This window comes from Aquipseudomonas guryensis (assembly GCF_014164785.1).
Taxonomy (GTDB): Bacteria; Pseudomonadota; Gammaproteobacteria; order Pseudomonadales; family Pseudomonadaceae; genus Aquipseudomonas; species Aquipseudomonas guryensis.
Map to the genome: position 1 here is coordinate 643,696 of NZ_JACJFN010000002.1, position 23,854 is coordinate 667,549.

Annotated in this window: 23 protein-coding genes; 15 read left to right on the forward strand and 8 right to left on the reverse strand. The window is 63.3% G+C overall.

Going from position 1 to position 23,854, the window contains the following annotated elements; genetic code table 11:
• Positions 1 to 15: 15 nt before the first annotated feature.
• Complete coding sequence (locus H3H45_RS10765; RefSeq protein WP_182833715.1) at positions 16 to 1,581, reverse strand: methyl-accepting chemotaxis protein; 1,566 nt, start codon at positions 1,579 to 1,581, stop codon at positions 16 to 18.
• 683 nt (positions 1,582 to 2,264) lie between these two features.
• Between H3H45_RS10765 and H3H45_RS10770 the strand changes: the two genes are divergently transcribed.
• Both H3H45_RS10770 and H3H45_RS10775 read left to right on the forward strand, forming a co-directional pair.
• Positions 2,265 to 3,575 carry a nucleotide sugar dehydrogenase gene (locus H3H45_RS10770; protein ID WP_182833716.1) on the forward strand — a complete coding sequence of 437 codons (1,311 nt, stop codon included), beginning with the start codon at positions 2,265 to 2,267 and terminating at the stop codon, positions 3,573 to 3,575.
• Positions 3,576 to 3,884: 309 nt separating this feature from the next.
• Entirely contained in the window at positions 3,885 to 5,324 is a 1,440-nt protein-coding gene (locus tag H3H45_RS10775; protein WP_182833717.1) for a mannose-1-phosphate guanylyltransferase/mannose-6-phosphate isomerase, read from the forward strand.
• A 111-nt stretch (positions 5,325 to 5,435) separates the two neighbouring features.
• On the opposite strand, the gene acnA is transcribed toward H3H45_RS10775, so the two are convergent.
• Positions 5,436 to 8,123, reverse strand: coding sequence for an aconitate hydratase AcnA (gene acnA / locus H3H45_RS10780; protein WP_182833718.1), 2,688 nt, complete (start codon positions 8,121 to 8,123; stop codon positions 5,436 to 5,438).
• A 145-nt stretch (positions 8,124 to 8,268) separates the two neighbouring features.
• On the opposite strand from acnA, the gene rlmM reads away from it, so the two are divergent.
• The 3 genes from rlmM to H3H45_RS10795 are packed head-to-tail and all read left to right on the forward strand — an operon-like array spanning position 8,269 to position 10,071.
• Positions 8,269 to 9,321 (forward strand): 23S rRNA (cytidine(2498)-2'-O)-methyltransferase RlmM, encoded by a 1,053-nt coding sequence (gene rlmM / locus H3H45_RS10785; RefSeq protein WP_182833719.1) that lies wholly within the window; start codon positions 8,269 to 8,271, stop codon positions 9,319 to 9,321.
• Between the two features lie 46 nt (positions 9,322 to 9,367).
• Complete coding sequence (gene tusA / locus H3H45_RS10790; protein WP_182833720.1) at positions 9,368 to 9,619, forward strand: sulfurtransferase TusA; 252 nt, start codon at positions 9,368 to 9,370, stop codon at positions 9,617 to 9,619.
• The gene (locus tag H3H45_RS10795) at positions 9,619 to 10,071 is read left to right on the forward strand and encodes a gamma-glutamylcyclotransferase family protein (RefSeq protein WP_182833721.1); all 453 of its coding nucleotides are present in this window, start codon (positions 9,619 to 9,621) and stop codon (positions 10,069 to 10,071) included. The genes tusA and H3H45_RS10795 overlap by 1 nt, the downstream gene beginning before the upstream one ends.
• On the opposite strand, the gene H3H45_RS10800 is transcribed toward H3H45_RS10795, so the two are convergent.
• Positions 10,029 to 11,435, reverse strand: coding sequence for an MATE family efflux transporter (locus H3H45_RS10800; RefSeq protein ID WP_182833722.1), 1,407 nt, complete (start codon positions 11,433 to 11,435; stop codon positions 10,029 to 10,031). The two genes, H3H45_RS10795 and H3H45_RS10800, sit on opposite strands and share 43 nt — an antisense overlap.
• A 124-nt stretch (positions 11,436 to 11,559) precedes the next feature.
• On the opposite strand from H3H45_RS10800, the gene pdxB reads away from it, so the two are divergent.
• Complete coding sequence (gene pdxB, locus H3H45_RS10805; protein WP_182833723.1) at positions 11,560 to 12,690, forward strand: 4-phosphoerythronate dehydrogenase PdxB; 1,131 nt, start codon at positions 11,560 to 11,562, stop codon at positions 12,688 to 12,690.
• 62 nt (positions 12,691 to 12,752) lie between these two features.
• Here the strand turns inward: pdxB and H3H45_RS10810 are convergent, their stop codons facing one another.
• Positions 12,753 to 12,929, reverse strand: a complete 177-nt coding sequence (locus H3H45_RS10810) for a PA1571 family protein (RefSeq protein WP_182833724.1) — start codon at positions 12,927 to 12,929, stop codon at positions 12,753 to 12,755.
• A gap of 254 nt (positions 12,930 to 13,183) precedes the next feature.
• On the opposite strand from H3H45_RS10810, the gene H3H45_RS10815 reads away from it, so the two are divergent.
• From H3H45_RS10815 to H3H45_RS10845, 7 genes are all read left to right on the forward strand, one after another.
• The gene (locus H3H45_RS10815; protein WP_182833725.1) at positions 13,184 to 14,299 is read left to right on the forward strand and encodes an ATP-NAD kinase family protein; all 1,116 of its coding nucleotides are present in this window, start codon (positions 13,184 to 13,186) and stop codon (positions 14,297 to 14,299) included.
• A gap of 29 nt (positions 14,300 to 14,328) precedes the next feature.
• Positions 14,329 to 15,561, forward strand: coding sequence for a lysozyme inhibitor LprI family protein (locus H3H45_RS10820; protein WP_182833726.1), 1,233 nt, complete (start codon positions 14,329 to 14,331; stop codon positions 15,559 to 15,561).
• Between the two features lie 40 nt (positions 15,562 to 15,601).
• A complete protein-coding gene (locus tag H3H45_RS10825; protein WP_407926695.1) occupies positions 15,602 to 16,153 on the forward strand; it encodes a DUF1287 domain-containing protein in 552 nt (183 codons plus the stop codon).
• A gap of 39 nt (positions 16,154 to 16,192) precedes the next feature.
• Positions 16,193 to 16,627 carry a thiol-disulfide oxidoreductase DCC family protein gene (locus H3H45_RS10830; protein WP_182833727.1) on the forward strand — a complete coding sequence of 145 codons (435 nt, stop codon included), beginning with the start codon at positions 16,193 to 16,195 and terminating at the stop codon, positions 16,625 to 16,627.
• 150 nt (positions 16,628 to 16,777) lie between these two features.
• Positions 16,778 to 18,556 (forward strand): ABC transporter transmembrane domain-containing protein, encoded by a 1,779-nt coding sequence (locus H3H45_RS10835; protein WP_182833728.1) that lies wholly within the window; start codon positions 16,778 to 16,780, stop codon positions 18,554 to 18,556.
• Between the two features lie 16 nt (positions 18,557 to 18,572).
• Positions 18,573 to 19,697, forward strand: coding sequence for a saccharopine dehydrogenase family protein (locus tag H3H45_RS10840; protein ID WP_328822311.1), 1,125 nt, complete (start codon positions 18,573 to 18,575; stop codon positions 19,695 to 19,697).
• Entirely contained in the window at positions 19,694 to 20,206 is a 513-nt protein-coding gene (locus H3H45_RS10845; protein ID WP_182833730.1) for a zinc metalloprotease, read from the forward strand. The genes H3H45_RS10840 and H3H45_RS10845 overlap by 4 nt, the downstream gene beginning before the upstream one ends.
• Positions 20,207 to 20,210: 4 nt before the next feature.
• On the opposite strand, the gene rhtA is transcribed toward H3H45_RS10845, so the two are convergent.
• From rhtA to H3H45_RS10860, 3 genes are all read right to left on the reverse strand, one after another.
• On the reverse strand, positions 20,211 to 21,083 hold the full coding sequence (gene rhtA / locus H3H45_RS10850; protein WP_182833731.1) for a threonine/homoserine exporter RhtA: 873 nt from the start codon (positions 21,081 to 21,083) through the stop codon (positions 20,211 to 20,213).
• Positions 21,084 to 21,169: 86 nt separating this feature from the next.
• The gene (gene ppnP, locus H3H45_RS10855) at positions 21,170 to 21,451 is read right to left on the reverse strand and encodes a pyrimidine/purine nucleoside phosphorylase (protein ID WP_182833732.1); all 282 of its coding nucleotides are present in this window, start codon (positions 21,449 to 21,451) and stop codon (positions 21,170 to 21,172) included.
• A 78-nt stretch (positions 21,452 to 21,529) separates the two neighbouring features.
• Positions 21,530 to 22,072, reverse strand: coding sequence for an exonuclease domain-containing protein (locus H3H45_RS10860; protein WP_182833733.1), 543 nt, complete (start codon positions 22,070 to 22,072; stop codon positions 21,530 to 21,532).
• A 143-nt stretch (positions 22,073 to 22,215) separates the two neighbouring features.
• On the opposite strand from H3H45_RS10860, the gene H3H45_RS10865 reads away from it, so the two are divergent.
• Positions 22,216 to 23,094 (forward strand): NAD(P)-dependent oxidoreductase, encoded by an 879-nt coding sequence (locus H3H45_RS10865; protein ID WP_182833734.1) that lies wholly within the window; start codon positions 22,216 to 22,218, stop codon positions 23,092 to 23,094.
• On the opposite strand, the gene H3H45_RS10870 is transcribed toward H3H45_RS10865, so the two are convergent.
• Entirely contained in the window at positions 23,095 to 23,436 is a 342-nt protein-coding gene (locus H3H45_RS10870) for a DMT family protein (RefSeq protein ID WP_182833735.1), read from the reverse strand.
• 138 nt (positions 23,437 to 23,574) lie between these two features.
• On the opposite strand from H3H45_RS10870, the gene H3H45_RS10875 reads away from it, so the two are divergent.
• A complete protein-coding gene (locus H3H45_RS10875; RefSeq protein WP_182833736.1) occupies positions 23,575 to 23,826 on the forward strand; it encodes a YkgJ family cysteine cluster protein in 252 nt (83 codons plus the stop codon).
• Positions 23,827 to 23,854: the final 28 nt, after the last annotated feature.

A 23,854-nucleotide genomic window follows, 5' to 3' on the forward strand; every position in this document is an offset into this window, starting at 1 on the left:
TTGTTGAAGGTTGAATCAGCGGTTGAAGCGTTCGACCAGCGAATACTGATCCTGTGCGGTGGCTGTCAGCTCCTGGCTGAGATGGGCCGTACTCAAGGCCTCTCCGGCAGTCTGGTCAGCCAGCTGGGCGATGGTGGTGATGTTCTGGTTCACCTCGTCGGCCACTGCGCTCTGTTCCTCGGCGGCTGCGGCGATCTGATTGGCCATGTCGGCGATATTGGCCACTGCCTCGCTGATCCCGGTTAGGGCCTGGTCGGCCTGCAGTACGCGCTCGACGCCTTCGTCGGCCTGCTTGCGACCGACCTCCATGGTCATCACCGCTTCCTCGGCGGTGCGCTGCAGCTTGGCGATCAGGCCGTGGATCTGCCCGGTGGATTCGGCGGTGCGCTGGGCCAGCGAGCGCACCTCGTCGGCCACCACGGCAAAGCCGCGGCCCATCTCGCCGGCGCGGGCCGCCTCGATGGCGGCGTTGAGGGCGAGCAGGTTGGTCTGGTCGGCAATGCCCTTGATCACATCGACCACGCCACCAATTTCGTTGCTGTCCTGAGCCAAGCGCGACACGGTTTCACCAGTTTCACCGACCGATACCGAGAGGCGCTGGATGGCCGCGCGGGTTTCTGCCGTGACATTGCGGCCTTCGCCGGTCAGGCGATTGGCTTCCTGGGTGGCAATGGCGGTGCGGGCCACGTTGCTGGCCACTTCCAGAGTGGTGGCGGCCATCTCATTGATGGCGGTGGCGACCTGTTCGGTCTCCACGCGCTGACGCTCCAGGCCAGCGGAGCTGTTGTGCGCCAGTTGATCGGCCTGGCGGGCCTGCTTGGTTAGGCGCTCGGCGGTGTCCTGCAGGCGGGTCAGGCAGGTCTTCAGGCGTGCATCTTGGCTGAGCATGGCCATTTCCAGGCGCGCCTCGGCGCCACGGCTGTCGGTATACATCTGCGCAATCAGCGGGTCGGAGGTGGTCTGTTCGGCCAGGCGCAACAGGCGTTTCACCCCGCGGTTCTGCCAGGCCAGACCAGCCAGGCCCAGCGGCACGGAGAGCAGGGCGGCGAGCAGGAAGCCCCAGGTCGAGCCCATCCAGTGGCCGACCAGGAAACCGATCTGGCTGACCAGGATAAATGGCAGCCAGGCCTGCAACATCGGCAACCAGGCATCGCTACTAGGAATGGCCGACTTGCCGGCATTGATCCGCGCATAGAGGGCTTCTGCGCGTTTGACCTGTTCGCTGGTGGGTTTTACCCGTACCGACTCGTAACCCACCACCTGGTTGTTATCAAGCACTGGCGTGACATAGGCGTTGACCCAGTAGTGGTCGCCATTCTTGCTGCGGTTCTTGACGATGCCCATCCACGGGCGGCCCTTCTTCAGGGTCGTCCACATGTGTTCGAACACGGCGGGCGGTACGTCCGGATGACGCACCAGGTTGTGCGGCGCACGCATCAGCTCTTCGCGAGTAAAGCCGCTGATGTCGATGAAGGCTTCATTGCAGTAAGTGATCTGGCCCTTGATGTCCGTAGTGGAGATCAGGCGCTGCTGGGCGGGGAAGGTGCGTTCACGCTGTGTGACGGGCTGATTATTGCGCATGCGTGTCGATTCTTGTGCGGGTGGCTGTCCAGGATGGATCGGCCGTGGCTGCTGGAAGTTTAGCGGCTGATCCTGAAGGGGTTGCAGTGTAACCGCAGAAGACGGTCAATAAAATTTTGGCGTCAATAATATTTTCAGTACTTGTCGTTCACTTTTATTAAGTGGCCGATGAGTTATTGCAATAACGGGGCGGCAAGACGTAACCAATTATTCATCTTGGTCTGGCATCTCTGTGCAGAGCAAAAAACTGTTGGCTCTGCTGGGGTCAATAAAATGGCTGTTAGTAGAATTAGCTACTAAACCAGTGTTTTTATTTCATTTTTAGCTATTAATTTATTAGGTGATGTTTTCTAAAAAGCCTGCCGTGCGCTGCATTCTAGAGCGGTTGCCTTGTTTTGGTGCCGTAATGTTGGCTAGCTCTGGCTGCGCTGTGTTTAGCAGTGCTAACTAGATGTCTGTTTTGTAAGGAAAGTTTGAGATTGTTCGGTCTTGAGTCTGGCTGGATATAACTGGCATTCGTTTTGCTCTCGACACGTTGAATGCCGGAATAGCATTTCAAATAAGCAACAGTGGAATGTGCAATTTGAAGTGTGGGACGAGGAGTCTGTAGTACCTGTCGGTCTCGCGAGGGTGCAGCTACCTGGGGGTTGCTGCACGGGTTAACGCAAGGAGGAGATCGTTCAATGCGCATCAGCATCTTTGGCTTGGGGTATGTCGGCGCGGTATGTGCCGGTTGTCTATCGGCGCGTGGCCACCAGATTGTCGGGGTGGATATCTCGGCGTTGAAAATCGACCTGATCAACAGTGGCAAATCACCCATAGTCGAGCCGGGCCTGGAAGCTCTGCTGCAAAAGGGGGTCGGCAGCGGCAATTTGCGCGGCACGCTCAATGTGCGTGAGGCGGTGATGGCGACGGATATTTCCTTCCTGGCTCCGCCGACACCAAGCAAGCGCAATGGCGACCTCGATGTGTCCTATATCGAGGAAGTCTGCCAGCAGATTGGCAAGATTCTGCCGGAGAAAGCCACGCGGCATACCGTGGTGGTGCGCAGTACCGTGCTTCCGGGAACCTTGCGTGGGGTGGTCATCCCGACTCTGGAGAAGTACTCGGGGCTGAAGGCCGGCAAGGACTTCGGTGTGGCGGTCAACCCGGAGTTCCTGCGCGAAAGCACGGCGATCAAGGACTACGACTTCCCGGCCATGACCGTGATCGGCGAGCTGGACAGCACTTCCGGTGACCTGCTCGAAGCCATCTACAGCGAGCTGGACGCACCGATCATCCGCAAGAGCATCGAAGTCGCGGAGATGATCAAGTACACCTGCAATGTCTGGCACGCGGCCAAGGTCACTTTTGCCAACGAGATCGGCAATATCGCCATGGCGGTCGGGGTCGATGGGCGCGAGGTGATGGATGTGATCTGCCAGGACCACAAGCTCAACCTGTCCAAGTACTACATGAAGCCCGGCTTCGCCTTCGGTGGCTCCTGCCTGCCCAAGGATGTGCGCGCGCTGGCCTACCGCGCCAACCAGCTGGACGTCGACTCGCCGCTGCTCAATTCACTGATGCGCAGCAACAGTGGCCAGGTGCAGAAAGCCTTCAACATCATCGCCGGCTTCGACAAGCGCAAGGTGGCGCTGCTGGGGTTGAGCTTCAAGGCTGGCACCGACGACCTGCGCGAAAGTCCGCTGGTGGAGCTGGCGGAGATGCTGATCGGCAAGGGCTTCGACCTGCAGATCTATGACCGTAATGTCGAATATGCCCGGGTGCATGGGGCCAACCGCGAGTACATCGAGTCGAAGATACCCCACGTATCGTCCTTGCTGCGCACCGACCTCGAACAGGTGGTGGCCGATGCCGACGTGATCGTGCTGGGCAATGGCGATGAACTGTTCGCCGCCGTGGTCGAGAAGCTCGCGCCGGAGAAGAGGATGCTCGATCTGGTTGGTTTCATGCGCCATACCAGTACCGAACAACTCGTCGGTATCGGCTGGTAAGGCGTTATCCATTCAGTTCGCGCTTGCTGGCGGCTGACACAATTTCCAAGAAAAACGGCTGCTCGGCCCGCCATGGAGGACGCGCAGGGAAGCTGCTGCTCGGTTGGCGGAGGTTCATTACGGCTCGTCTTGGTATCCTTGACGACCGCTGTGTGACTGCACTTTGCCGGCTGCCGGGCGACTTGATCGCTTCGCATCATGCGGGCAACTGCCTTGAGGTAAGCCCTGAAGCATTTCCCAGGCCCGGTACATCCGTTCCGGCTGCAAGGGACAGGTCCTATTTGAACGGATATTAAATGGAGACACCCCATGATCCCGGTCATCCTTTCCGGCGGTAGCGGTTCGCGGCTCTGGCCCCTGTCGCGCAAGCTGTATCCCAAACAGTTCCTTGCTCTTACCGGCGAGCAGTCTCTGTTCCAGCAGACCCTGCAGCGTCTGGCTTTTGAAGGTATGCAGAAGCCCATCGTGGTGTGCAATCTGGATCACCGCTTCATCGTCAACGAACAGCTGGCCAAGATCGGCAGCCATGCCCAGTCGATGCTGCTTGAACCCTTTGGTCGCAACACGGCGCCGGCAGTGGCGATGGCTGCCTTGCAACTGCTGGCCGAGGGGCGCGATGAGCTAATGCTGATCTTGCCTGCCGACCATGTGATCAGCGACGAGCTGAACCTGCGCAAGGCCCTGGAGCTGGCACGCGCGGCGGCGGAAGAGGGAGAGATGGTGTTGTTCGGCGTGCCGGCGGACAAACCGGAGACCGGCTTCGGCTACATCAAGGCCGGTCGCAGCGAGGAGGGTGATGGTCTGGCTCCTGGCGCCTACCGGGTGACTCAGTTCGTTGAGAAGCCGGATGCGTTGCGCGCCAGCGAGTTTGTGCGCAGCGGTGGCTATTACTGGAACAGCGGCATGTTCCTGTTCCGCGCCAGTCGCTTTCTGGATGAACTGCGCAACCATGAACCGGACATCTATGACACCTGCGTACTGACCCTGGAACGCAGCAAGGCCACGGTTGGCATGCTGACCATCGATGCCGGTACCTTCGAGTGCTGCCCGGACAACTCCATTGACTACGCGGTGATGGAGAAAACCGCGCGCGCCTGCGTCGTCCCGCTGGCGGCGGGCTGGAGTGATGTCGGCTCCTGGTCGTCGTTGTGGGATGTGCACGAGAAGGACAGCGACGGCAATGTGCTCAAGGGTGATGTGGTGACCCATAGCAGCCAGAACAGCTTCGTGCACGGCACGTCCAAGCTGGTGACCCTGATCGGCATGCGTGACGTGGTGGTGGTCGAAACCAAGGATGCGGTGATGGTGGCGCACAAGGATGCCGTGCAGGACGTCAAGAAGATGGTCAGCCTGCTCGATGCCCAGGGCCGCAAGGAAACCCAGAGTCACTGTGCCGTCTACCGTCCCTGGGGCAGCTATGACTCGGTAGACAACGGCTCCCGTCACCAGGTCAAGCACATCACGGTCAAACCCGGTGCGCAGCTGTCGCTGCAGATGCATCACCACCGCGCCGAGCACTGGATCGTGGTCTCCGGCACGGCGCAGGTGACCTGCGACGACAAGGTGTTCCTGCTCACCGAGAACCAATCGACCTACATCCCTATCGCTTCGGTGCACCGCCTGAGCAACCCCGGCAAGATACCTCTGGAGATCATCGAGGTGCAGTCCGGCAGCTACCTGGGCGAGGACGACATCGAACGCCTGGAGGACGTCTACGGGCGCACACCGAAGGCCACGGTAACCAACTGACGGGGTGGCCTGAAGCAGGCAGACCACCTGCCCGCTTCAGGTGTAGCCCGGATACAATCCGGGACGTGATGGATGTTTCCCGGATTGCAACCGGGCTAGGTTCCTGTTCAGTCAGCTCTTCAGCATCTGCCGCAGCACATGGTGGAGGATGCCGCCAGCTTTGAAGTATTCCACCTCGTTCTGCGTGTCGATGCGGCACAGCACTTCGACTTCTTCATGGCTGCCGTCTGCGCGGGTGATGTCCAGGGCCAGGCTCATGTGTGGGCGCAGGCTGACCCCATCCAAACCACCGATGGTGACTTTCTCCGTGCCATTCAGTTGCAGGGTCTTGCGCGTTTGCCCGGTACGCAACTGCAGCGGCAGCACGCCCATGCCCACCAGGTTGGAGCGGTGGATGCGCTCGAAGCTCTCGGCGATCACCGCCTTGACCCCCAGCAGGTTGGTGCCCTTGGCCGCCCAGTCGCGGGACGAGCCGGTGCCGTATTCCTGGCCGGCGAAGATCACCAGCGGCACGCCTTCGTCCTGATAACGCATGGCTGCGTCGTAGATCGCCAACTTGTCGCCGCTGGGCATGTGCAGGGTATTGCCGCCTTCCTCGCCGCCGAGCATCTCGTTGCGGATGCGGATATTGGCGAAGGTGCCGCGCATCATCACCTCGTGGTTGCCGCGCCGCGAACCATAGGAGTTGAAGTCGGCCTGGGCCACGCCGTGCTCGCCGAGGTAGCGCCCGGCCGGGCTGTCTTTCTTGATATTGCCGGCCGGGGAGATGTGGTCGGTGGTCACCGAGTCACCCAGCAGGGCGAGGATGCGTGCGCCGTGGATATCACCGACATGCGGCGGATCGCCGGCAATATCGGCGAAGAACGGCGGATGCTGGATATAGGTGGAGTCCGCCTGCCAGACATAGGTGGCGGCCTGCGGCACTGCGATCGCCTGCCACTGCGCATCGCCGCTGAACACCGCAGCGTATTGCTGGCGGAACATGGCGCTGCTGACCTGGGCAACGGCCGCGGCAATATCTGCCTGGCTTGGCCAGATATCCCGCAGGTACACCGGCGCCCCGTCCCGGCCGGTTCCCAGCGGCTGGCTGCTGAGGTCGATGCGCACCGTTCCAGCCAGGGCGTAGGCCACCACCAGCGGCGGTGATGCCAGCCAGTTGGCCTTGACCAGCGGATGCACGCGGCCTTCGAAGTTGCGGTTGCCGGAAAGCACCGCGGCCACTGTCAGGTCGGCCTGCTGGATCGCTGCCTCAATCGGTTCGAGCAGCGGGCCGGAATTGCCGATGCAGGTGGTGCAGCCGTAGCCGACCAGGGCAAAGCCCAGTTCGTCCAGATAGCGAGTCAGGCCGGCGGCGGCAAAGTACTCGGTGACCACCTTGGAGCCGGGGGCCAGCGAGCTTTTCACCCAGGGCTTACGGCTCAGGCCTTTCTCCACGGCCTTCTTCGCCAGCAGGCCGGCGGCCATCATCACGCTGGGGTTGGAGGTGTTGGTGCAGGAGGTGATGGCAGCGATCACTACGGCGCCGTCCTGCAGCTTGTAACTCTGGCTGTCATGCTCGACCAGGCTACTACTGCCGGGGCCGCCCGCAGCGGGTTTGAGTTGCAGTGCCAGCAAGTCGTCGAAGGCCTGGCTTACCTGCGGCAGCGGTACGCGGTCCTGCGGGCGCTTGGGTCCGGCCAGGCAAGCCTCGACGCTGCCCATGTCCAGCTCCAGGCTGGCGCTGAACAGCGGCTCGTGGCCGGGTTCGCGCCACAAGCCCTGGGCCTTGCTGTAGGCCTCGACCAGCTTGATGGTGGCTTCCGGGCGCCCGGATAGGCGCAGGTAGCCGAGGGTGATCGCGTCCACCGGGAAGAAGCCGCAGGTGGCGCCGTATTCCGGGGCCATGTTGGCGATGGTCGCGCGGTCGGCCAGGGGCAGTTCGGATAGGCCGTCGCCATAGAACTCGACGAATTTGCCGACCACGCCTTGCTTGCGCAGCATCTGCGTTACCGTCAGCACCAGGTCGGTGGCGGTGATGCCTTCGCGCAACTTGCCGCTGAGTTTGAAACCGATCACCTCGGGAATCAGCATCGACACCGGCTGGCCGAGCATGGCTGCTTCCGCCTCGATGCCGCCGACACCCCAGCCGAGCACGCCGAGGCCGTTGATCATGGTGGTGTGCGAGTCGGTACCGACCAGGGTGTCGGGGAAGGCCAAGGTCTGGCCGTTTTCCTGCTTGGTCCACACAGTGCGTGCCAGGTATTCCAGGTTGACCTGGTGGCAGATGCCGGTGCCTGGCGGCACCACGCGGAAATTGGCGAAGGCATCCTGTCCCCAGCGCAGGAAGGCGTAGCGCTCGCCATTGCGCTGCATCTCGATGTCGACGTTCTGGCCGAAGGCAGCGGGTGAGGCGTACTGGTCGACCATCACCGAGTGGTCGATCACCAGGTCTACCGGCGACAGCGGATTGATCTTCTGCGGGTCGCCACCGGCCGCGGCCATGGCTGCGCGCATGGCGGCCAGGTCGACCACCGCCGGCACGCCGGTGAAGTCCTGCATCAGCACGCGAGCCGGGCGGAACTGGATCTCGTGGTCGGAGCGCCGCTCCTGCTGCCACTCGACTATGGCCTTGATATCGAAAACGCTAACCGTGGCGTTGTCTTCGCAGCGCAGCAGGTTTTCCAGCAACACCTTGAGGGACAGCGGCAGGCGGCTGATATCGCCGAGGCTCCTGGCCGCCTCCGGCAAGCTGTAGTAGTGGTAGATCGTGCCGTCGATATCTAGGCTGCGCTGGCAATTGAGGCTATCAAGGGAAGCCATCTGCATATCTCCTGCATGGTCAGCATCGGTTGCGGCCAAAGAGTGAAACTAGACCGCCCAGTCAACTCCCGCCAGTTTCGCCCTGCTAGCGGACGCACTGCACCGGGTGGACTCGGCTATCATGCGCGGCCTGAGGAGAACCACCATGAATACCCTGCTACTGCACTGCCGTCCCGGCTTCGAAGGTGAAGTCTGTTCCGAGATCAGCGACCACGCCGCGCGCCTGGGGGTGCCCGGCTATGCCAAGGGCAAGGCGAGTAGCGCTCACGCCGAGTTTGTTTGCAGCGAGGCCGATGGTACTGAGAGGCTGATGCAGGGTCTGCGGTTCAATAAATTGATCTTCCCGCGCCAATGGGCCCGTGGCAGTTACGTGGAGTTGCCGGAAACCGACCGCATCAGCGTGTTGCTGAACAACCTGGCCGCTTACCCGGTGTGCGGCAGTCTGTGGCTTGAGGTGTTCGACACCAACGACGGCAAGGAACTGTCGAACTTCTGCAAGAAATTCAAGGCGCCGCTGCGCAAGGCCCTGACGGCGGCCGGCAAGCTGGTCGACGACCCGAGCAAACCGCGCCTGCTGCTGACCTTCAAGAGCGGCCGCGAGGTGTTCCTCGGTCTCGCCGAGGCTAACAACTCGGCGCTATGGCCGATGGGTATCCCGCGCCTGAAGTTCCCGCGTGAAGCGCCGAGCCGCTCGACCCTCAAGCTGGAAGAGGCCTGGCACTATTTCATCCCACGTGAGCAGTGGGACACGCGCCTGTCGGACGAGATGACCGGTGTCGACCTCGGCGCCTCACCGGGCGGCTGGACCTACCAACTGGTCAAGCGCGGCATGCTGGTCACCGCCATCGACAACGGCCCCATGGCCGAAAGCCTGATGGATACCGGTCTGGTGCAGCACCTGATGGTCGACGGTTTCACCTGGAAGCCCAAGCAGCCGGTGGACTGGATGGTCTGCGACATCGTCGAGAAGCCGGCACGCAACGCCGCGCTGCTGGAAACCTGGATCGGTGAGGGCTTGTGCCGCGAGGCAGTGGTCAACCTCAAGCTGCCGATGAAGCAGCGCTATGCCGAAGTCTGCCGCCTGCTGCAGCGCCTGGAGGAGGCCTTCGCCGCGCGCAAGATCAAGGTCTCGATCGCCTGCAAGCAGCTTTACCATGACCGCGAGGAAGTGACCTGCCATCTGCGTCGGCTGTCCTGAGGGGCACGTATCGGCGACAATTGCAGCCTGTTTCTGGAGTAACTCGATGTCCCAACACTCTGCCGCCATTCCCGACGCCATTCTCGACGCCAGCGGGCTCAACTGCCCGGAGCCGGTGATGATGCTGCACAACAAGGTGCGCGACCTGGCGCCCGGTGGCCTGCTCAAGGTGATCGCCACCGACCCCTCGACCCGTCGCGATATTCCCAAGTTCTGCATGTTCCTCGATCACCAGTTGGTCGAGCAGAGCGAGGAGGGCGGCGTCTACCTCTACTGGATTCGCAAGAAAGTCGAGTAATGCCTTACTACTTCGCCTATGGCTCCAACATGAACCCGGCGCGCATGCAGGCGCGCGGATTGCGGGTGGAGGAGGTGCTGTCCGGGCATTTGCCGGGCTTTGCCCTGTGCTTCAACAAGCGCGCTCATGACCATCCCGGCCGCGCCTACGCCAATATTCGCCATCAGCTCGGCGGCGTGGTCGAGGGCGTGCTGTATCGCCTGGCTGACCAGCACGAGATCTTCAAACTGGATCATTTCGAAGGCACCCCGGTGTACTACAGCCGCGAGCGCCTGGCGGTGCAGACCGCGCAGGGACCGATCACCGCCTGGGTCTACATCGCCAATCCGTTCTGGCGCAGCGAGGGGCTGGCGCCCAGCCGCGCTTACCTGGAGCACCTGCTGGCCGGTCGGCCCTATCTGTCGACCGATTATTGGGCCGCGTTGGCCGCTACCGTCGCACTCGACGACTGAGCGCGGATGCGTCGCCGGGCACTGCGCGCCAGGCGAATGCCGAGCAGGATGGCCGCGCAGGTCAGCCCGACGATCAGCCCCTGCCACAGCCCGCTGGGCCCGGAGGGTTCGCCGAACCAGTCGGCCAGGCCCAGGCCATAACCCACCGGCAGGCCGATGCCCCAGTAGGCGAACAGGGTGAACAGCATGGTCGCGCGGGTGTCCTGGTAACCGCGCAGGGCGCCGGCGGCAGTCACCTGCACCGCATCGGAGAACTGGAACAGCGCCGAATAGATCATCAGTGTGGCCGCGACGGCGATCACTGCCGGGTCCGGCGTGTAGATCTGCGCGATCTGCTCGCGCAGCAGCAACACCAGGCTGGCGGACAGGCAGGCATAGGCCAGCGCGGTGCCCATCGCCACCCCGGCGGAGAAACGCGCATTGCGCGGCTCGCCGCGCCCCAGCGCCTGGCCGACGCGCACGGTGGCGGCCATGCCCAGCGAGTAGGGAATCATGAAGATCAGCGAGCTGAAGTTGAGGGCGATCTGGTGCCCGGCTACAACGGTGGCGCCTAGGCTGCCGATAAGTAGGGCGATCACGGCGAAGATGCTCGACTCGGCGAACACCGACACGCCGATCGGCACGCCCACGCTGAGCAGACGGCGAATGACCGGCCACTGCGGCCAGTCGAAGCGGCTGAACAGCTGGCTGGGCTTGTAGAACGGCGCCCAGTTCACCCACCACAGCATGCCCAGCAGCATGCACCACATGACAATGCCAGTGGCCCAGCCGCAGCCCACGCCGCCCAGCGCCGGCAGGCCGAACTTGCCGTAGATCAGCACATAGTTGAGCGGGATATTCAGCAGCAGGCCGCACAGGCTCAGGACCATGCTCGGCCGGGTGTGACCGAGGCCGTCGCTGTAGCAGCGCAGCACATAATACAGCGCCACCGCCGGAAAGCCGAAGGCGACGCCGCGCAGGTAGCCCATGGCCGGTTCGATCAGGCTGGGGTCGACGTCCATCAGACGCAGCACCGGCGTGGCGTTCCACAGCAGGGCGGCCGAGCCGCAACCTACCGCCAGGCCCAGCCACAAGCCCTGGCGCACCAGCGCGCCGATGTCGCTTTCCTGGCCGGCACCGAAGCGTTGCGCCACCTTGGCCGTGGTGGCCAGGAGAATGCCGGTCATCAACAGGAACACCGGCACCCACAGCGAGTTGCCCAGCGCCACGGCGGCCAGGTCACGGGGGCTGACGCGACCGGCCATCACAGTATCGACGAAGCCCATGGCGGTATTGGCCAGCTGGGCGATGATGATTGGCGTAGCCAGTTTGAGCAGGGCGCGCAGTTCGGTGTGGACGCGAGCGGGGCGAGATAGGGCGGACATGCGGGGACCAACGGGAAAATGCGCGAGGCGCGTTAGTTTACGCCCTGACGGAACGGTCAGGAAAGGCCGAATACCCAGCCGGCCCGGCTGCGCCTAGAATAGCGCCTCTGTTGTGGAGAGCCGCATGCGTATCGTAGCCGACGAAAATATCCCCCTGCTCGACGAGTTCTTTGCCGGTTTTGGCGCAATCAGCCGCCATCCGGGGCGCGCCATCGACCGTGCCGCCCTGGGCGATGCCGAAGTCCTGCTGGTGCGTTCGGTAACCCGCGTCGACCGCGCCTTGCTGGAAGGCAGCGCGGTGCGCTTCGTCGGCACATGCACCATCGGCACCGACCACCTCGACCTCGACTACTTCAAGGAAGCCGGCATCGCCTGGTCTAGCGCCCCTGGCTGCAATGCCCGCGGCGTGGTGGATTACGTGCTGGGCGCGCTGCTGGCCCTGGCAGAAAAAACCGGCAAGCCGCTGGCCGAACGTTGCTATGGCGTGATCGGCGCCGGCCAGGTGGGTGGACGCCTGGTCAAAGTGCTGCGCGGTCTGGGTTGGGATGTGCGGGTCTGCGACCCACCCCGGCAAGCCGCCGAAGGGGGCGACTTTGTCGAGCTGCAAGGCATCCTGCGTGACTGCGATGTGCTCAGCCTGCACACCCCGCTGGATGCCACGACCCGCCATCTGATCGGCGCCAGCGAGCTGCAGCAAATACGTCCTGGCAGCTGGCTGATCAATGCCAGCCGGGGCGCGGTGGTGGATAACCAGGCGCTGCTCGGTCATCTACGCGCGGGGGCGAATCTGCAGGTGGCGCTGGATGTCTGGGAGGGCGAGCCGCAGGCCGACCCCGAGCTGGCCGCGCTGTGCCAGATCGCCACCCCGCATATCGCCGGCTACAGCCTCGACGGCAAGCTGCGCGGCACCGCGCAGATCTACCAGGCCTACTGCGCCGCCAGCGGACTGGCTGAGCAGGTGCAGTTGAGTGATTTGCTACCGCCGGCCTGGCTGAACGAAATGAGCCTGCACGCCGATGCCACGCCGGAATGGGCGCTGGCCACCCTGTGCCGTGCGGTGTATGACCCGCGCCGCGACGATGCGGATTTCCGCCGCTCGCTGGTGGGTAACGCCGAGCAGCGCAAGGCTGCCTTCGATGGCCTGCGCAAACATTACCCCTATCGTCGTGAGATCGACGGGCTGCGTGTGCGTTTGCACGATGAGGCGCCGGCCCTACGCCAACTGGTCGGCGCGCTGGGTGCGCAGCTGATGTGAGCGCAAAGAAAAACCCGGGCAATGCCCGGGTTGATTGGCCCAGAGGGCAGAGGGGATGAGGCTTAGGCTTGCTTGGGCAGCGACCAGTGCTTCTCCAGCTCGCGGCAGGCGCGCTGGATCATGCCTTCGGTGATCGGTACTTCACGACCCTGGGCATCGATGACCGAGCCGCCTACCGGATGCTGAGGTTGCAACGGTACGACACGTTGAGGGGTGGAATTGCTGTCTTTCAAGCTCATGGCCTGTCTCCTCATCAGGTGAATGCGCGCAGTCTAGATAGGCTGTGTGAACGCACGGTGACAGTTAGAAGCGCCAAACGAGCGCTTGAAGAACGGGGCACTAAGCCAGTCGGCTTACCGCGCCCGTCAAGGGTTGACCTGCTTAGCGGGCCTGCGGTTCAAATTGAAGTTTTTATATAGTCGGTTGCAGCAGTTTTCGGCAAAGTCCGCTGTCTGCCAATCAGACTTTGTATGTAGTCGGAGCGGGAATCTGCATGAGCGCCACCTTTCATATCGGCTTGATCATCAACCCCTTGGCTGGCCTGGGCGGCGCCGCGGCGCTCAAGGGTAGCGACGGGGTGGCCGCCGAGGCGTTGGCCCGCGGCGCCGAGCCGCGGGCCGCCGAGCGCACGCGCATCGCTTTGGAATGCCTGCGGCCGGTGGCCGAGCGCCTGCAGTTCCTCAGTTTCCCCGGGCCGATGGGTGCCGATCTGCTGGCTGAGCTGGGCTATGCCCATCGCGTACTGGGTGATCTGGGCGAGGGCGCGACCAGCGCCGCCGATACCCAACGTGCCGTGCAGGCGCTGCAGGATGCCGGCTGTGCGCTGATCCTGTTCGCTGGCGGCGACGGCACCGCTCGCGATATCTGCGCTGCCGTCCGCGAGGAACAACCGGTACTGGGTATTCCGGCCGGGGTAAAGATCCACTCCGGGGTCTACGCCATCAGTCCGCGCGCCGCTGGCGAGCTGGCCCTACGCCTGGTGGAAGGCGGCCTGGTGCGCCTGGCCAGTGGCGAAGTGCGCGATCTCGACGAAACGGCGTTACGCGATGGCAAGGTCAGCGCCCGTTGGTATGGCGAGCTGACGGTGCCGGTCGAAGGCAGCTTCATGCAGCACACCAAGCAGGCCGGCATGGAGTCCGAGGAGCTGGTGCTGGTCGACCTGGCCGACTGGCTGCAGGAAAGCTGGGAGGAGGGCGTGCGCTACGTCTTCGGCCCCGGTTCGACCCTGCACGGGCTGGCGCAGAATCTCGGCCTGGAGACCACCCTGCTCGGCGTCGACGTGATCGAGAATGGCGCGGTGCTGGCCCACGACGTCACCGAGGCCCAGCTATTCGAACTGGTTGACGGCTATCCGGCGCGCCTGCTGGTCACCGCCATCGGTGGCCAGGGCCATATCATCGGTCGCGGCAACCAGCAGATCAGCCCACGGGTGCTGCGCGCCATCGGCCTGGATCACCTGCGGGTCATCGCCACCAAGCGCAAACTCGGCACCCTGGAAGGTCGGCCGTTGCTGGTGGATAGCGGCGATCCGGCGCTGGACGAGGCCTTCCCCGACGCGGTGCGAGTATGGGCGGGGTACAAGGAAGAGTTACTGTACCCACTGCGCTGAGTCGTTTTTATCTCAAACAAGGAGGTTTTATGCGCTTGCTGTTTAGTTGTATTGGGCTGCTGCTCGCTTCTGAGTCGGTGTTTGCTGCGAGCTTCAATTGCGCCAAGGCGCAGCATCCCATCGAGCGCACTATTTGCGCCTATCAGGAGCTGGACCGGTTGGACGGGCTGCTCGGTCGACGTTTCAGCGAACAGCTGGAAAAGCTGGACGGGGCTCAGCGCAAAGCTGCATTGCAGGTCCAGCGCAGCTGGCTGTCCTCGCGCACCGAGTTATGCAACGTCGATGACAGGGATTGCCTGATCGTTCTCTACCGTAAGCGCATCCAGGCTCTGTCTGCTGACAGCCCGCCAGAACTGGTGCCTTTCCAGGTGTCGATACCACCAACCGTGCCCAAGCAGGCCAGCCCCGTCTGCGAGCTGCCGGGCCTGGAGCTGCCGGCCGATACCCTGGTTTATGCAGCAGGCAATTACAGCGGGCGCGAGCTGGATGTACAGATCGATCAGAGCGGTCACCAAGCCACCCAGTTCGATGTATTGGTGAATTCACCGGAGCGGCCGGTTGTACTGCTTCTGGGTGCGTACGAGCCGTCGATCTGGAATATTGGCTGGACTAAAGGCAGTGAAATCCTGGCTGTGCTCGCGGTGGGTTATCACCGTCAGGTAGTGGCAGGGCTTCCAGCCGAAACACCGTTGCGTACCAGCAGCTATGAAGACAAGGGGCCCTGCGGCTATCTCTATGTTGACGAAAAATACAGAAGTCAGCTGAACCCTCTGGCGCAGCGTGTATTCAAGCGCAATGTCGATCTGGTCTATCAGATAAGTAATGGGGCGATGGTAGTGGGCGAGCCATTGCCACAAGACGCGGTGCAACTCACCTCGACGGACACTCCTCCACAAAGCTTTGTCGACCCCAGTCTGCCCAAGGCCGGTCCGGCTGGGCTGGCCGATGCAGTGGAGAAGGGACTGATGCGTCCGGCAAGCGATGCCGACATCGCGGCCTGGCAGGCAATAGAGGCGAACAAGGCCAGCAAGCTTGGCCATGACTTGCCCCCCATGGCCAGCCCACCTGCACCGCCGGAGCTGTTTGTGCATAACGCCTATGTCCTGTTGAAGGCCCAGCGGTTACCGGCTGGCTTGTATGGAGCGCATCTGGCAACGTTTTTCCTGCCCAAGGGTGTGCCATATCCCGAGGGAGAGCTGGGGCATTCCACGCTCTACGACTTCAACACTGAGCGCTGCCAAGGAGCAAGTTGTGGTCATTGAACGCGCCTGCATGCGCTGGGGCGTTCTGCTGGCGCTCCTGATGCTGCTGGCTCAGCCCGTATGGGCCGCAGTCATTCAGCCGGAGCAGCTGATCAGTGCGGCTCGCAGTCAGGTTGGCGTGACCCTCAGCTATGACCCGGTCTACCGCCAGTTGGCCTATCCCGGCGGCGATGTACCGCTGGCTACCGGCGTGTGCACTGATGTGCTGATCCGCGCCCTGCGTGCCCAGGGCCTGGACCTGCAGCAGGCGGTGCACGAAGACATGCGCGGGCATTTCGCTGCCTACCCGCAGAACTGGGGGCTCAAGCGCCCCGACCGCAATATCGACCACCGCCGGGTGCCCAATCTGATGACCTGGTTACGCCGCCAGGGCCTGGCCAAAGTTATCAGCCAGCAGGCTGCGGATTACCAGGCCGGCGATATCGTCACCTGGGATCTGGGCCGCGGCCTGACCCATATCGGCATTGTCTCCGACCGCCGCACCGCGCAAGGCGTGCCGCTGATCCTGCACAACATCGGCCGTGGTACCCAGGAAGAGGACATCCTGTTCGCCTTCAAGGTGATCGGTCATTACCGCTTCGCCAGCCGCTGATTGGCGTAGCATGCCGACAAGATTGCCAAGGAGCGTGCGATGACCACTAACCCGGTGCCACCCTTTATCCAGCCCGGCGAGCGCGTGGTGCTGTTCGACGGCGTGTGCAAGCTGTGCAATGGCTGGGCGAAGTTCCTGATTCGCCATGACCGCGAAGTACGCTTTCGCCTGTGCTCTGTGCAGTCGAGCGAAGGCCAGGCGATCCTGCAGTGGTTCGGTTTGCCGACTGATCATTTCGACACCATGGCCTATGTGGAAGGCGCCGAGCTGTTTGTCCGCTCCACTGCCGTGCTGCGCATTCTCGCCCAGCTGCCAGCTCCCTGGCGCCTGTTGGCTTGGCTGCGGCTGACTCCGCGCCCGCTGCGCGATTGGTGCTATGACCGTATCGCGTTGAACCGCTACCGCCTGTTCGGGCGCTACGCCAGCTGCCTGCTGCCGGATGCCGACCACGCGCGGCGTTTCCTGCATGAATAAACGCACCAGACACTGCTGGCTTGATCTGTTGCCGTACAGCCCCCATCTGCTGTAACAGGCCGGCCTGTACCGGTGAACAAGCCACTGCTGGCTCATGGCGGCATGCGGCAACCGACTAATCCGGGCCATGGGCCTGTCTGCGAGAACCGCATGCCGTCGATCCTGTCTTCCCGCCAGCGTACTGCCTTGCGCATGGCTGCACGCTTCGTTGCGCCGTATCGCTGGCGGGTGCTGGGTGCCTTGCTGGCCTTGATGTTCACCGCCGCCATCACCCTGTCCATGGGCCAGGGCATTCGCCTGCTGGTCGACCAAGGCCTGGCGACTCAGTCGCAGCAGGCGCTGAACCAGTCGATCGGGCTGTTCTTCGCCCTGGTGCTGGCCCTCGCGGTCGGTACGTTCACCCGTTTCTACCTGGTGTCGTGGATCGGCGAGCGCTTTGTCGCCGATATCCGCAAGCGCGTGTTCAACCACCTGATCGAACTGCATCCGGGCTTCTACGAGAGCAACCGCGCCTCGGAGATCCAGTCGCGGCTGACCGCCGACACCACGCTGCTGCAGACGGTGATCGGCTCCTCGCTGTCGATGGCCCTGCGCAACATCATCATGATGCTCGGCGGCATCGTTCTGCTGTTCGTCACCAACCCCAAACTCAGCGCCATCGTCATAGTCGCTTTGCCGCTGGTGGTGGCGCCGATCCTGATCTTCGGCCGCCGCGTGCGTGCTCTGTCGCGGCAGACTCAGGACCGCGTGGCCGATGTTGGCAGCTATGTCGGCGAAACCCTCGGCCAGATCAAGACCGTGCAGGCCTACAACCACCAGGCCCAGGACAAGACCCGCTTCGGTCTGACGGTGGAGGCGGCCTTCGACACGGCGCGCAAGCGTATCAAGCAGCGCGCCTGGCTGATCACCGTGGTTATCGTGCTGGTGCTCGGCGCGGTCGGGGTGATGCTCTGGGTCGGTGGCATGGACGTGATTGCCGGGAAGATTTCCGGCGGCGACCTGGCCGCCTTCGTGTTCTACAGCCTGATTGTCGGCATGGCCTTCGGTGCGGTCAGCGAGGTGATCGGCGAGCTGCAGAGCGCTGCCGGCGCCGCCGAGCGCATCGCCGAGCTGCTGCAGACGGACAATGCCATCACCGCGCCCAGCAGCGATCTGCAGCGTTTGCCGACGCGGATCAGCGGTGAGCTGGTGCTGGAGGATCTGCGCTTTGCTTACCCGTCGCGGCCCGAGCATTTCGCCGTGGATGGCATCAGTCTCACGGTGCGTGCCGGTGAGACCCTGGCCCTGGTCGGGCCGTCCGGGGCCGGCAAATCGACCCTGTTCGACCTGCTGTTGCGCTTCTTCGACCCGCAGCAAGGCAGGATTCTGGTCGAGGGTGTGGCCATTGACCGGCTCGATCCGACTGATCTGCGCCGCTGCTTTGCCCTGGTGTCGCAGAATCCGGCGCTGTTTTACGGCAGCGTGGAAGACAACCTGCGCTACGGCAAACCCGAGGCCAGCCAGGCCGAGGTCGAGGCAGCGGCGCGCGCGGCGCATGCCCACGAGTTTATCCAGCGTCTGCCGCAGGGTTACCAGACCCACCTGGGCGATGCCGGCTTGGGTCTGTCCGGCGGCCAGCGTCAGCGCCTGGCGATTGCCCGCGCGCTGTTGGTGGATGCGCCGATCCTGCTGCTGGATGAGGCCACCAGCGCCCTGGATGCGGAAAGCGAACACCTGATCCAGCAGGCCTTGCCGACCCTGATGCAGGGCCGCACCACCCTGGTGATCGCCCACCGCCTGGCCACGGTGAAGAGTGCCGACCGCATCGCGGTGATCGAGCATGGCAAGCTGGTGGCCATCGGCACCCATAACGAACTGGTGGCGAGCAATCCGCTGTATGCGCGGCTAGCCGAGCTGCAGTTCAATAGCGACAGCAATGACGCTGGCTGAACAAGGAGTAGGGCGGGTGACGGATTATCGGGTGGTGGTGCTGGGCGGCTATGGCAATTTCGGCACGGTGATCGTTCTGCGCCTGTGCAGCATTGCCGGCATTCGCGTGTGGGTGGCCGGGCGTGATCTGGCCAAGGCCGAGGCGCTGGCGGCAGAAACCGGCAGCCAGGCCGTGTGCCTGGACATGAACCAGGCCGATCTGGCCGAGCGTTTGCGCGAGTTGGGGGCGCAGCTGGTAATTTCCACTGCCGGGCCATTCCAGAACCAGGACTACCGGGTGGCGGAGGCCTGCATCGCGGCGGGCGCGCATTACGTCGACCTGGCCGATGCCCGCGAGTTCGTCTGTGGCATCGGTGCACTGGATCAGGCGGCGCAAGCGGCCGGCGTATTGGTCTGTGGCGGCGCCAGCTCGGTGCCGGCACTCAGTGCCGCGGTGATCGACAGCCTGCTGCCACGCTTCTCGCGGCTGGATGCGATCTGGCATGGCATCAGTTCATCGGAGAAGACGCCGGGTGTCTCGACCCTGGCGGCGGTGCTCAATTACTGCGGCAAACCCTTTCAGCAGTGGCGTGATGGTGCCTGGCAGGCGGTTTATGGCTGGCAAGATCTCAGTTCGCATGACTTCGCCGCGCCGCTGGGTCGGCGCTGGGTGGGCAACTGCGATATCCCCGATTTGCAGCTGTTTCCGGCGCGTTATCCGGGCGTGCGCAGCGTGCGCTTCTCGGCTGGCGTCGGCCTGCGCCTGACCCAGTTCGGCACCTGGCTGCTGTCCTGGCTGGTGCGCGGCGGCCTGCTACGCAGTGGTGTGCCGCTGGCCGGTCTGCTCCGGCGTGGCGCCGTGTTGGTCGAACCCCTGGGTGATGGCCTGAGCGGCATGTTCGTGCGCCTGCAGGGCCTGGATCAGGCAAATCAGGCGCAAACCCTGTGCTGGGAACTGCAGGCGCTGCACAACGATGGTCCGAACATTCCCTGCATGGCCGCGGTCGCCCTGGCGCGCAAGCTGGCCGCCGGCACTCTCGCCACGCGCGGCGCGCTGCCCTGTCTCGGCCTACTGACGCTGGAGGAGTACCTGGCTGAGCTGGAGGGGTTGGCGATCAGCAGTGAGTTGCGGATGTTGCCCGAGGCCGGCGTATCGGTATGAACAACGGCTACCTGCTGGTGCCGTGGCTGCGTATCTACACGGCTCCGGTTTTCGTGCATTGGTCAGTGGGGCTGTTTGCCGGGCTCTGCCTGATCTGGGCAGCGGAGTATGGGCTCTATGGGGGCATGGCAACGCTTTGCTACCTGGCAATCATCCTGATCCACGAGTGGGGCCATGCCTTCGTTGCCAATCGCCTGGGCCTGCGGGTGTTCACCGTGCAGCTGGGGTTCTTCCACGGCCTGTGTCAATTCCAGAAGCCGGCGGACTTTCTCGATGAGGTCAAGGTGGCTTGGGGTGGTGTGCTGGCACAGTTCAGCGTGGCGGCTCTGGTGCTATTGCCATTGCCGCTGCTGGGCCCGGATTTGGGGTATTACGGCCCGGTGGCGATCTTCCTCGGTTTCTTCAACCTGTTTATCGCCTGCGGCAACCTGTGGCCGGCACGTCGCCTGGATGGAGGGCGGGCCTGGAAGATCGTCGGGCTGTTCTGGGCGCGGCGACGGCGCCCCTGAGGGCTTAATGCTCGACCGGTGGCACCGGTTTCCCCCGGCTGGTCGCCGCCGCGCCGACCGAGGCGATGATGATCGCGCCAATGGCCAGCCACTGGTTGCCACTCAGGCGCTCGCTGAGCACCAGCAGGCCGATCAGCGCGGCAACTGCTGGCTCCATGCTCATCAGGATGCTGAAGGTACGCGCTGGCAGGCGGGTCAGGGCGATCATCTCCAGGCTGTAGGGCAGGGCCGAGGAGAGCAGTGCGACGCCGAGGGCGATGGGTAGGAGGTCCAGGGAAAACAGTGTGCTGCCGTTCTGCCAGAGGCCGATCGGAAACACCAGCAGTGCCGCCACTATGGTGCCAAACGCCACGGTCTGCGCGCCGTGGGCGGCTCCAGCCTTCTGCCCGAAGACGATGTATAGCGCCCAGCACACCCCGGCGCCCAGGGCCAGGGCCATGCCCAGCGGGTCCAGATGGGCGCTGGTTTGTTCGGTGGGCAGCAACAGCCAGAGGCCGAACACCGCCAGGGCGATCCAGACGAAATCCAGCAGCCGGCGCGAGGCAAACAACGCCAGGGCCAGCGGCCCAGTGAACTCCAGGGCGACGGCGATGCCGAGAGGAATGGTCTTCAGCGACATGTAGAACAGCAGGTTCATGCTGCCCAGCGACAAGCCATAACCCAGCAGCGACGGCCAGGCGGAGAAATTGACCGGTGTGCGCCAGGGGCGCATGACCAGGCAGAGGATCAGCGCACCAAGACTCAGGCGCAGGGCGGTGGTGCCTTCGGCGCCGATCAACGGGAACAGGCCCTTGGCCAGGGACGCACCGCTCTGGATGGAGACCATTGCCACCAAGAGCAGGAGAATCGGCAGAAGAATGGCGCGGGAGCGGGGCATAGGGCTTTCCGTAAACATGACTGGTCGGTCGTTTTGCAAGGATAAAAAAACCGGCCACCGGGGCCGGTTCTGCAGAGCGGCCTAACTCAGCGATATTCGCAGAGATAGGCAGTATCAATCGCAACTTTCAGCTGGAACTTGCTGTTGGCCGGCACAGTGAACTGGCTGCCGGCGGCAAAGGTTTCCCAGTTGTCGCTGCCCGGCAGCTTGACAGTCAGGGCGCCGGCGACCACATGCATGATTTCCAGCTGGCTGGTGCCGAATTCGTATTCGCCAGGGGCCATCACGCCGACAGTGGCCGGGCCTTCATTCATGGCGAAGCCGATGGATTTGACGGTGCCGTCGAAGTACTCGTTGACCTTGAACATGCGGGGTTCCTCGAAGGGGTGAAAAAGGGCCCGTCAGTATGCCCAAGGCGACGCGCTCCGTCACGGACTTGGCGGGCTTTAGCCGGGAAAGATCAGCGGCAGTAGGCGCGCGGTATTGCGTGCGTCTTCCAGGGCGCGGTGCTGTTGGCCCTGAAAGCTCAGGCCAGCCAGTTGCAGGGCCATGTGCAGGCCGACGGCACGTTTGAGCTGACGGGCCTCGGCGAAGCGCTGTTTGAGGTTGGCATGCGGATATTGCAGCAGGGTGCTGTGCAGGCCATGGCGCTGCCATTCCAGTTCAAACTGACGACGGTCGTAGTCACCCCAGCTGGCCCAGCCTGTCAGTTTGCCCAGGTGCGGTTCCAGCCAGCGTTCGAATTTCGGCCAGACGCTCGTCAGCGGCGCGGCGCTGTCGATATTGGCCTGGCTGATATGCGTCAGTTCCCGGCAGAAACTGGTCAGGCAGGGGCGGCGCAGTGGACGCACGAAGCGCTGGAAGTGGTCCAGTTCGTGGCCATCGGCCGCCACCAGGCTGGCACCGATCTCGATGATTTCCATGTCTTCCACTGGCCAGCCACCTTCTTCGGTAGTGGCTTCCAGGTCGATTACCAACCAGTTGCGCATAGGCCCTCCATTGCTTGCGGGCAGTATGGGAGTTGCGCGGCGTTTGGGCAAAACGATATCCATACAGTTTTCCTGCACCGCTGTGCTGGCCGGGCACCCCAGGTGGCAGGCTATGCTTGCGTCCATTGATGACGGAGGTGTGCATGGCGAAGGTGACGTTTATCGGGCTGGGCGTAATGGGCTTCCCCATGGCCGGGCATCTGGCGCGCAAGGGGCATCAGGTCTGTGTGTACAACCGCTCGGCTGCCAAAGCGGCGGCGTGGGTTGCGCAGTTTGCCGGCGAGTCGGCGGCGACCCCGCGTGAAGCGGCGCAGGGCGCCGAGCTGGTGATGACTTGCGTGGGCAATGATGACGATCTGCGCAGCGTGGTGCTCGGCGTCGACGGAGCCTTTGCCGGCATGGCGCCAGGTAGCGTGCTGGTCGACCACACTACGGCCTCGGCGGATGTCGCCCGTGAGCTGGCGGTGCTGGCTGCCGAGCGCGAGCTGGGTTTTCTCGATGCGCCGGTGTCGGGCGGTCAGGCCGGCGCCGAGAATGGCGTGCTGACGGTAATGGTCGGCGGCGAGCAGGCCTTCTACGAGCGCGCCGCGCCGGTGATCGACAGCTACGCCAAGATGGTCAAGCTGATGGGCCCGGTGGGTAGCGGGCAACTGACCAAGATGGTCAACCAGATCTGCATCGGCGGCCTGGTCCAGGGGCTGGCCGAGGCGCTGCATTTTGCCCAGTGCGCAGGGCTCGACGGGCATGCGGCGATGGAGGTGATCAGCAAGGGCGCTGCACAGTCCTGGCAGCTGGAAAACCGTCACCAGACCATGCTGGCCGGCAAGTTTGATTTCGGTTTCGCGGTGGACTGGATGCGCAAGGACCTGTCGATCCTGCTGGACGAGGCCCGCCGCAACGGCGCGCAACTGCCGGTGACGGCGCTGGTCGATCAGTTCTATGCGGATGTGCAGGCCATGGGCGGTGGACGTTGGGACACCTCCAGCCTGCTGGCGCGACTCAAGCAGGTGCCTAAAGGCTGATCAGCTGCGAAAGATAAAGTACACCGCACCCAACAGGCACAAACCGGCCCACAGGTAGTCAAGCTTCAGCGGTTGCTGCATGTACAACAAGCTGAAGGGCACGAACACCGCCAGGGTGATGACCTCCTGCATGATCTTCAGCTGGCCGACCGAAAGCTCGGTGTAACCGAGGCGGTTGGCCGGCACCATGATCAGGTATTCGAACAGGGCAATGCCCCAGCAGATCAGGGCGGCGATGTACCAGGGTTTGTGGCCTAGGGACTTGAGGTGGCCGTACCAGGCGAAGGTCATGAAAATGTTCGACAGGGTCAGCATCACTGCGGTTTGTAGCCAGATGGGCATGCCAGCGCTCCTTAACATTCCTGGGCCAGCCTAGTCAGGCGTTGCCGGTGCGACAAGCCTGGTCAGGCTGCGTTTTTTCGGCACCACGGATAAAATCGGCTGTCTTAGCTGATCAGACTGTTCAGAGGTTTTGTTGCCATGAATTGCCGTGCGGGTTGCGGTGCTTGCTGCATCGCCCCTTCCATCAGTTCGCCGATCCCCGGCATGCCCGATGGCAAGGCCGCGGGGCAGCGTTGTATCCATCTGACGCTCGATAATCTCTGCGCCATCTTCGGTCAGGCCGAGCGTCCTGCCGTTTGTTCTGGCTTCAGTGCCGACCCTGTGGTGTGTGGCGAGAGTCGGGAGGAGGCGATTCGTCTGTTGGGCTGGCTGGAACAGGCCACAGCATAGTGATGTTCATACGGTCAGCACTTTCTGC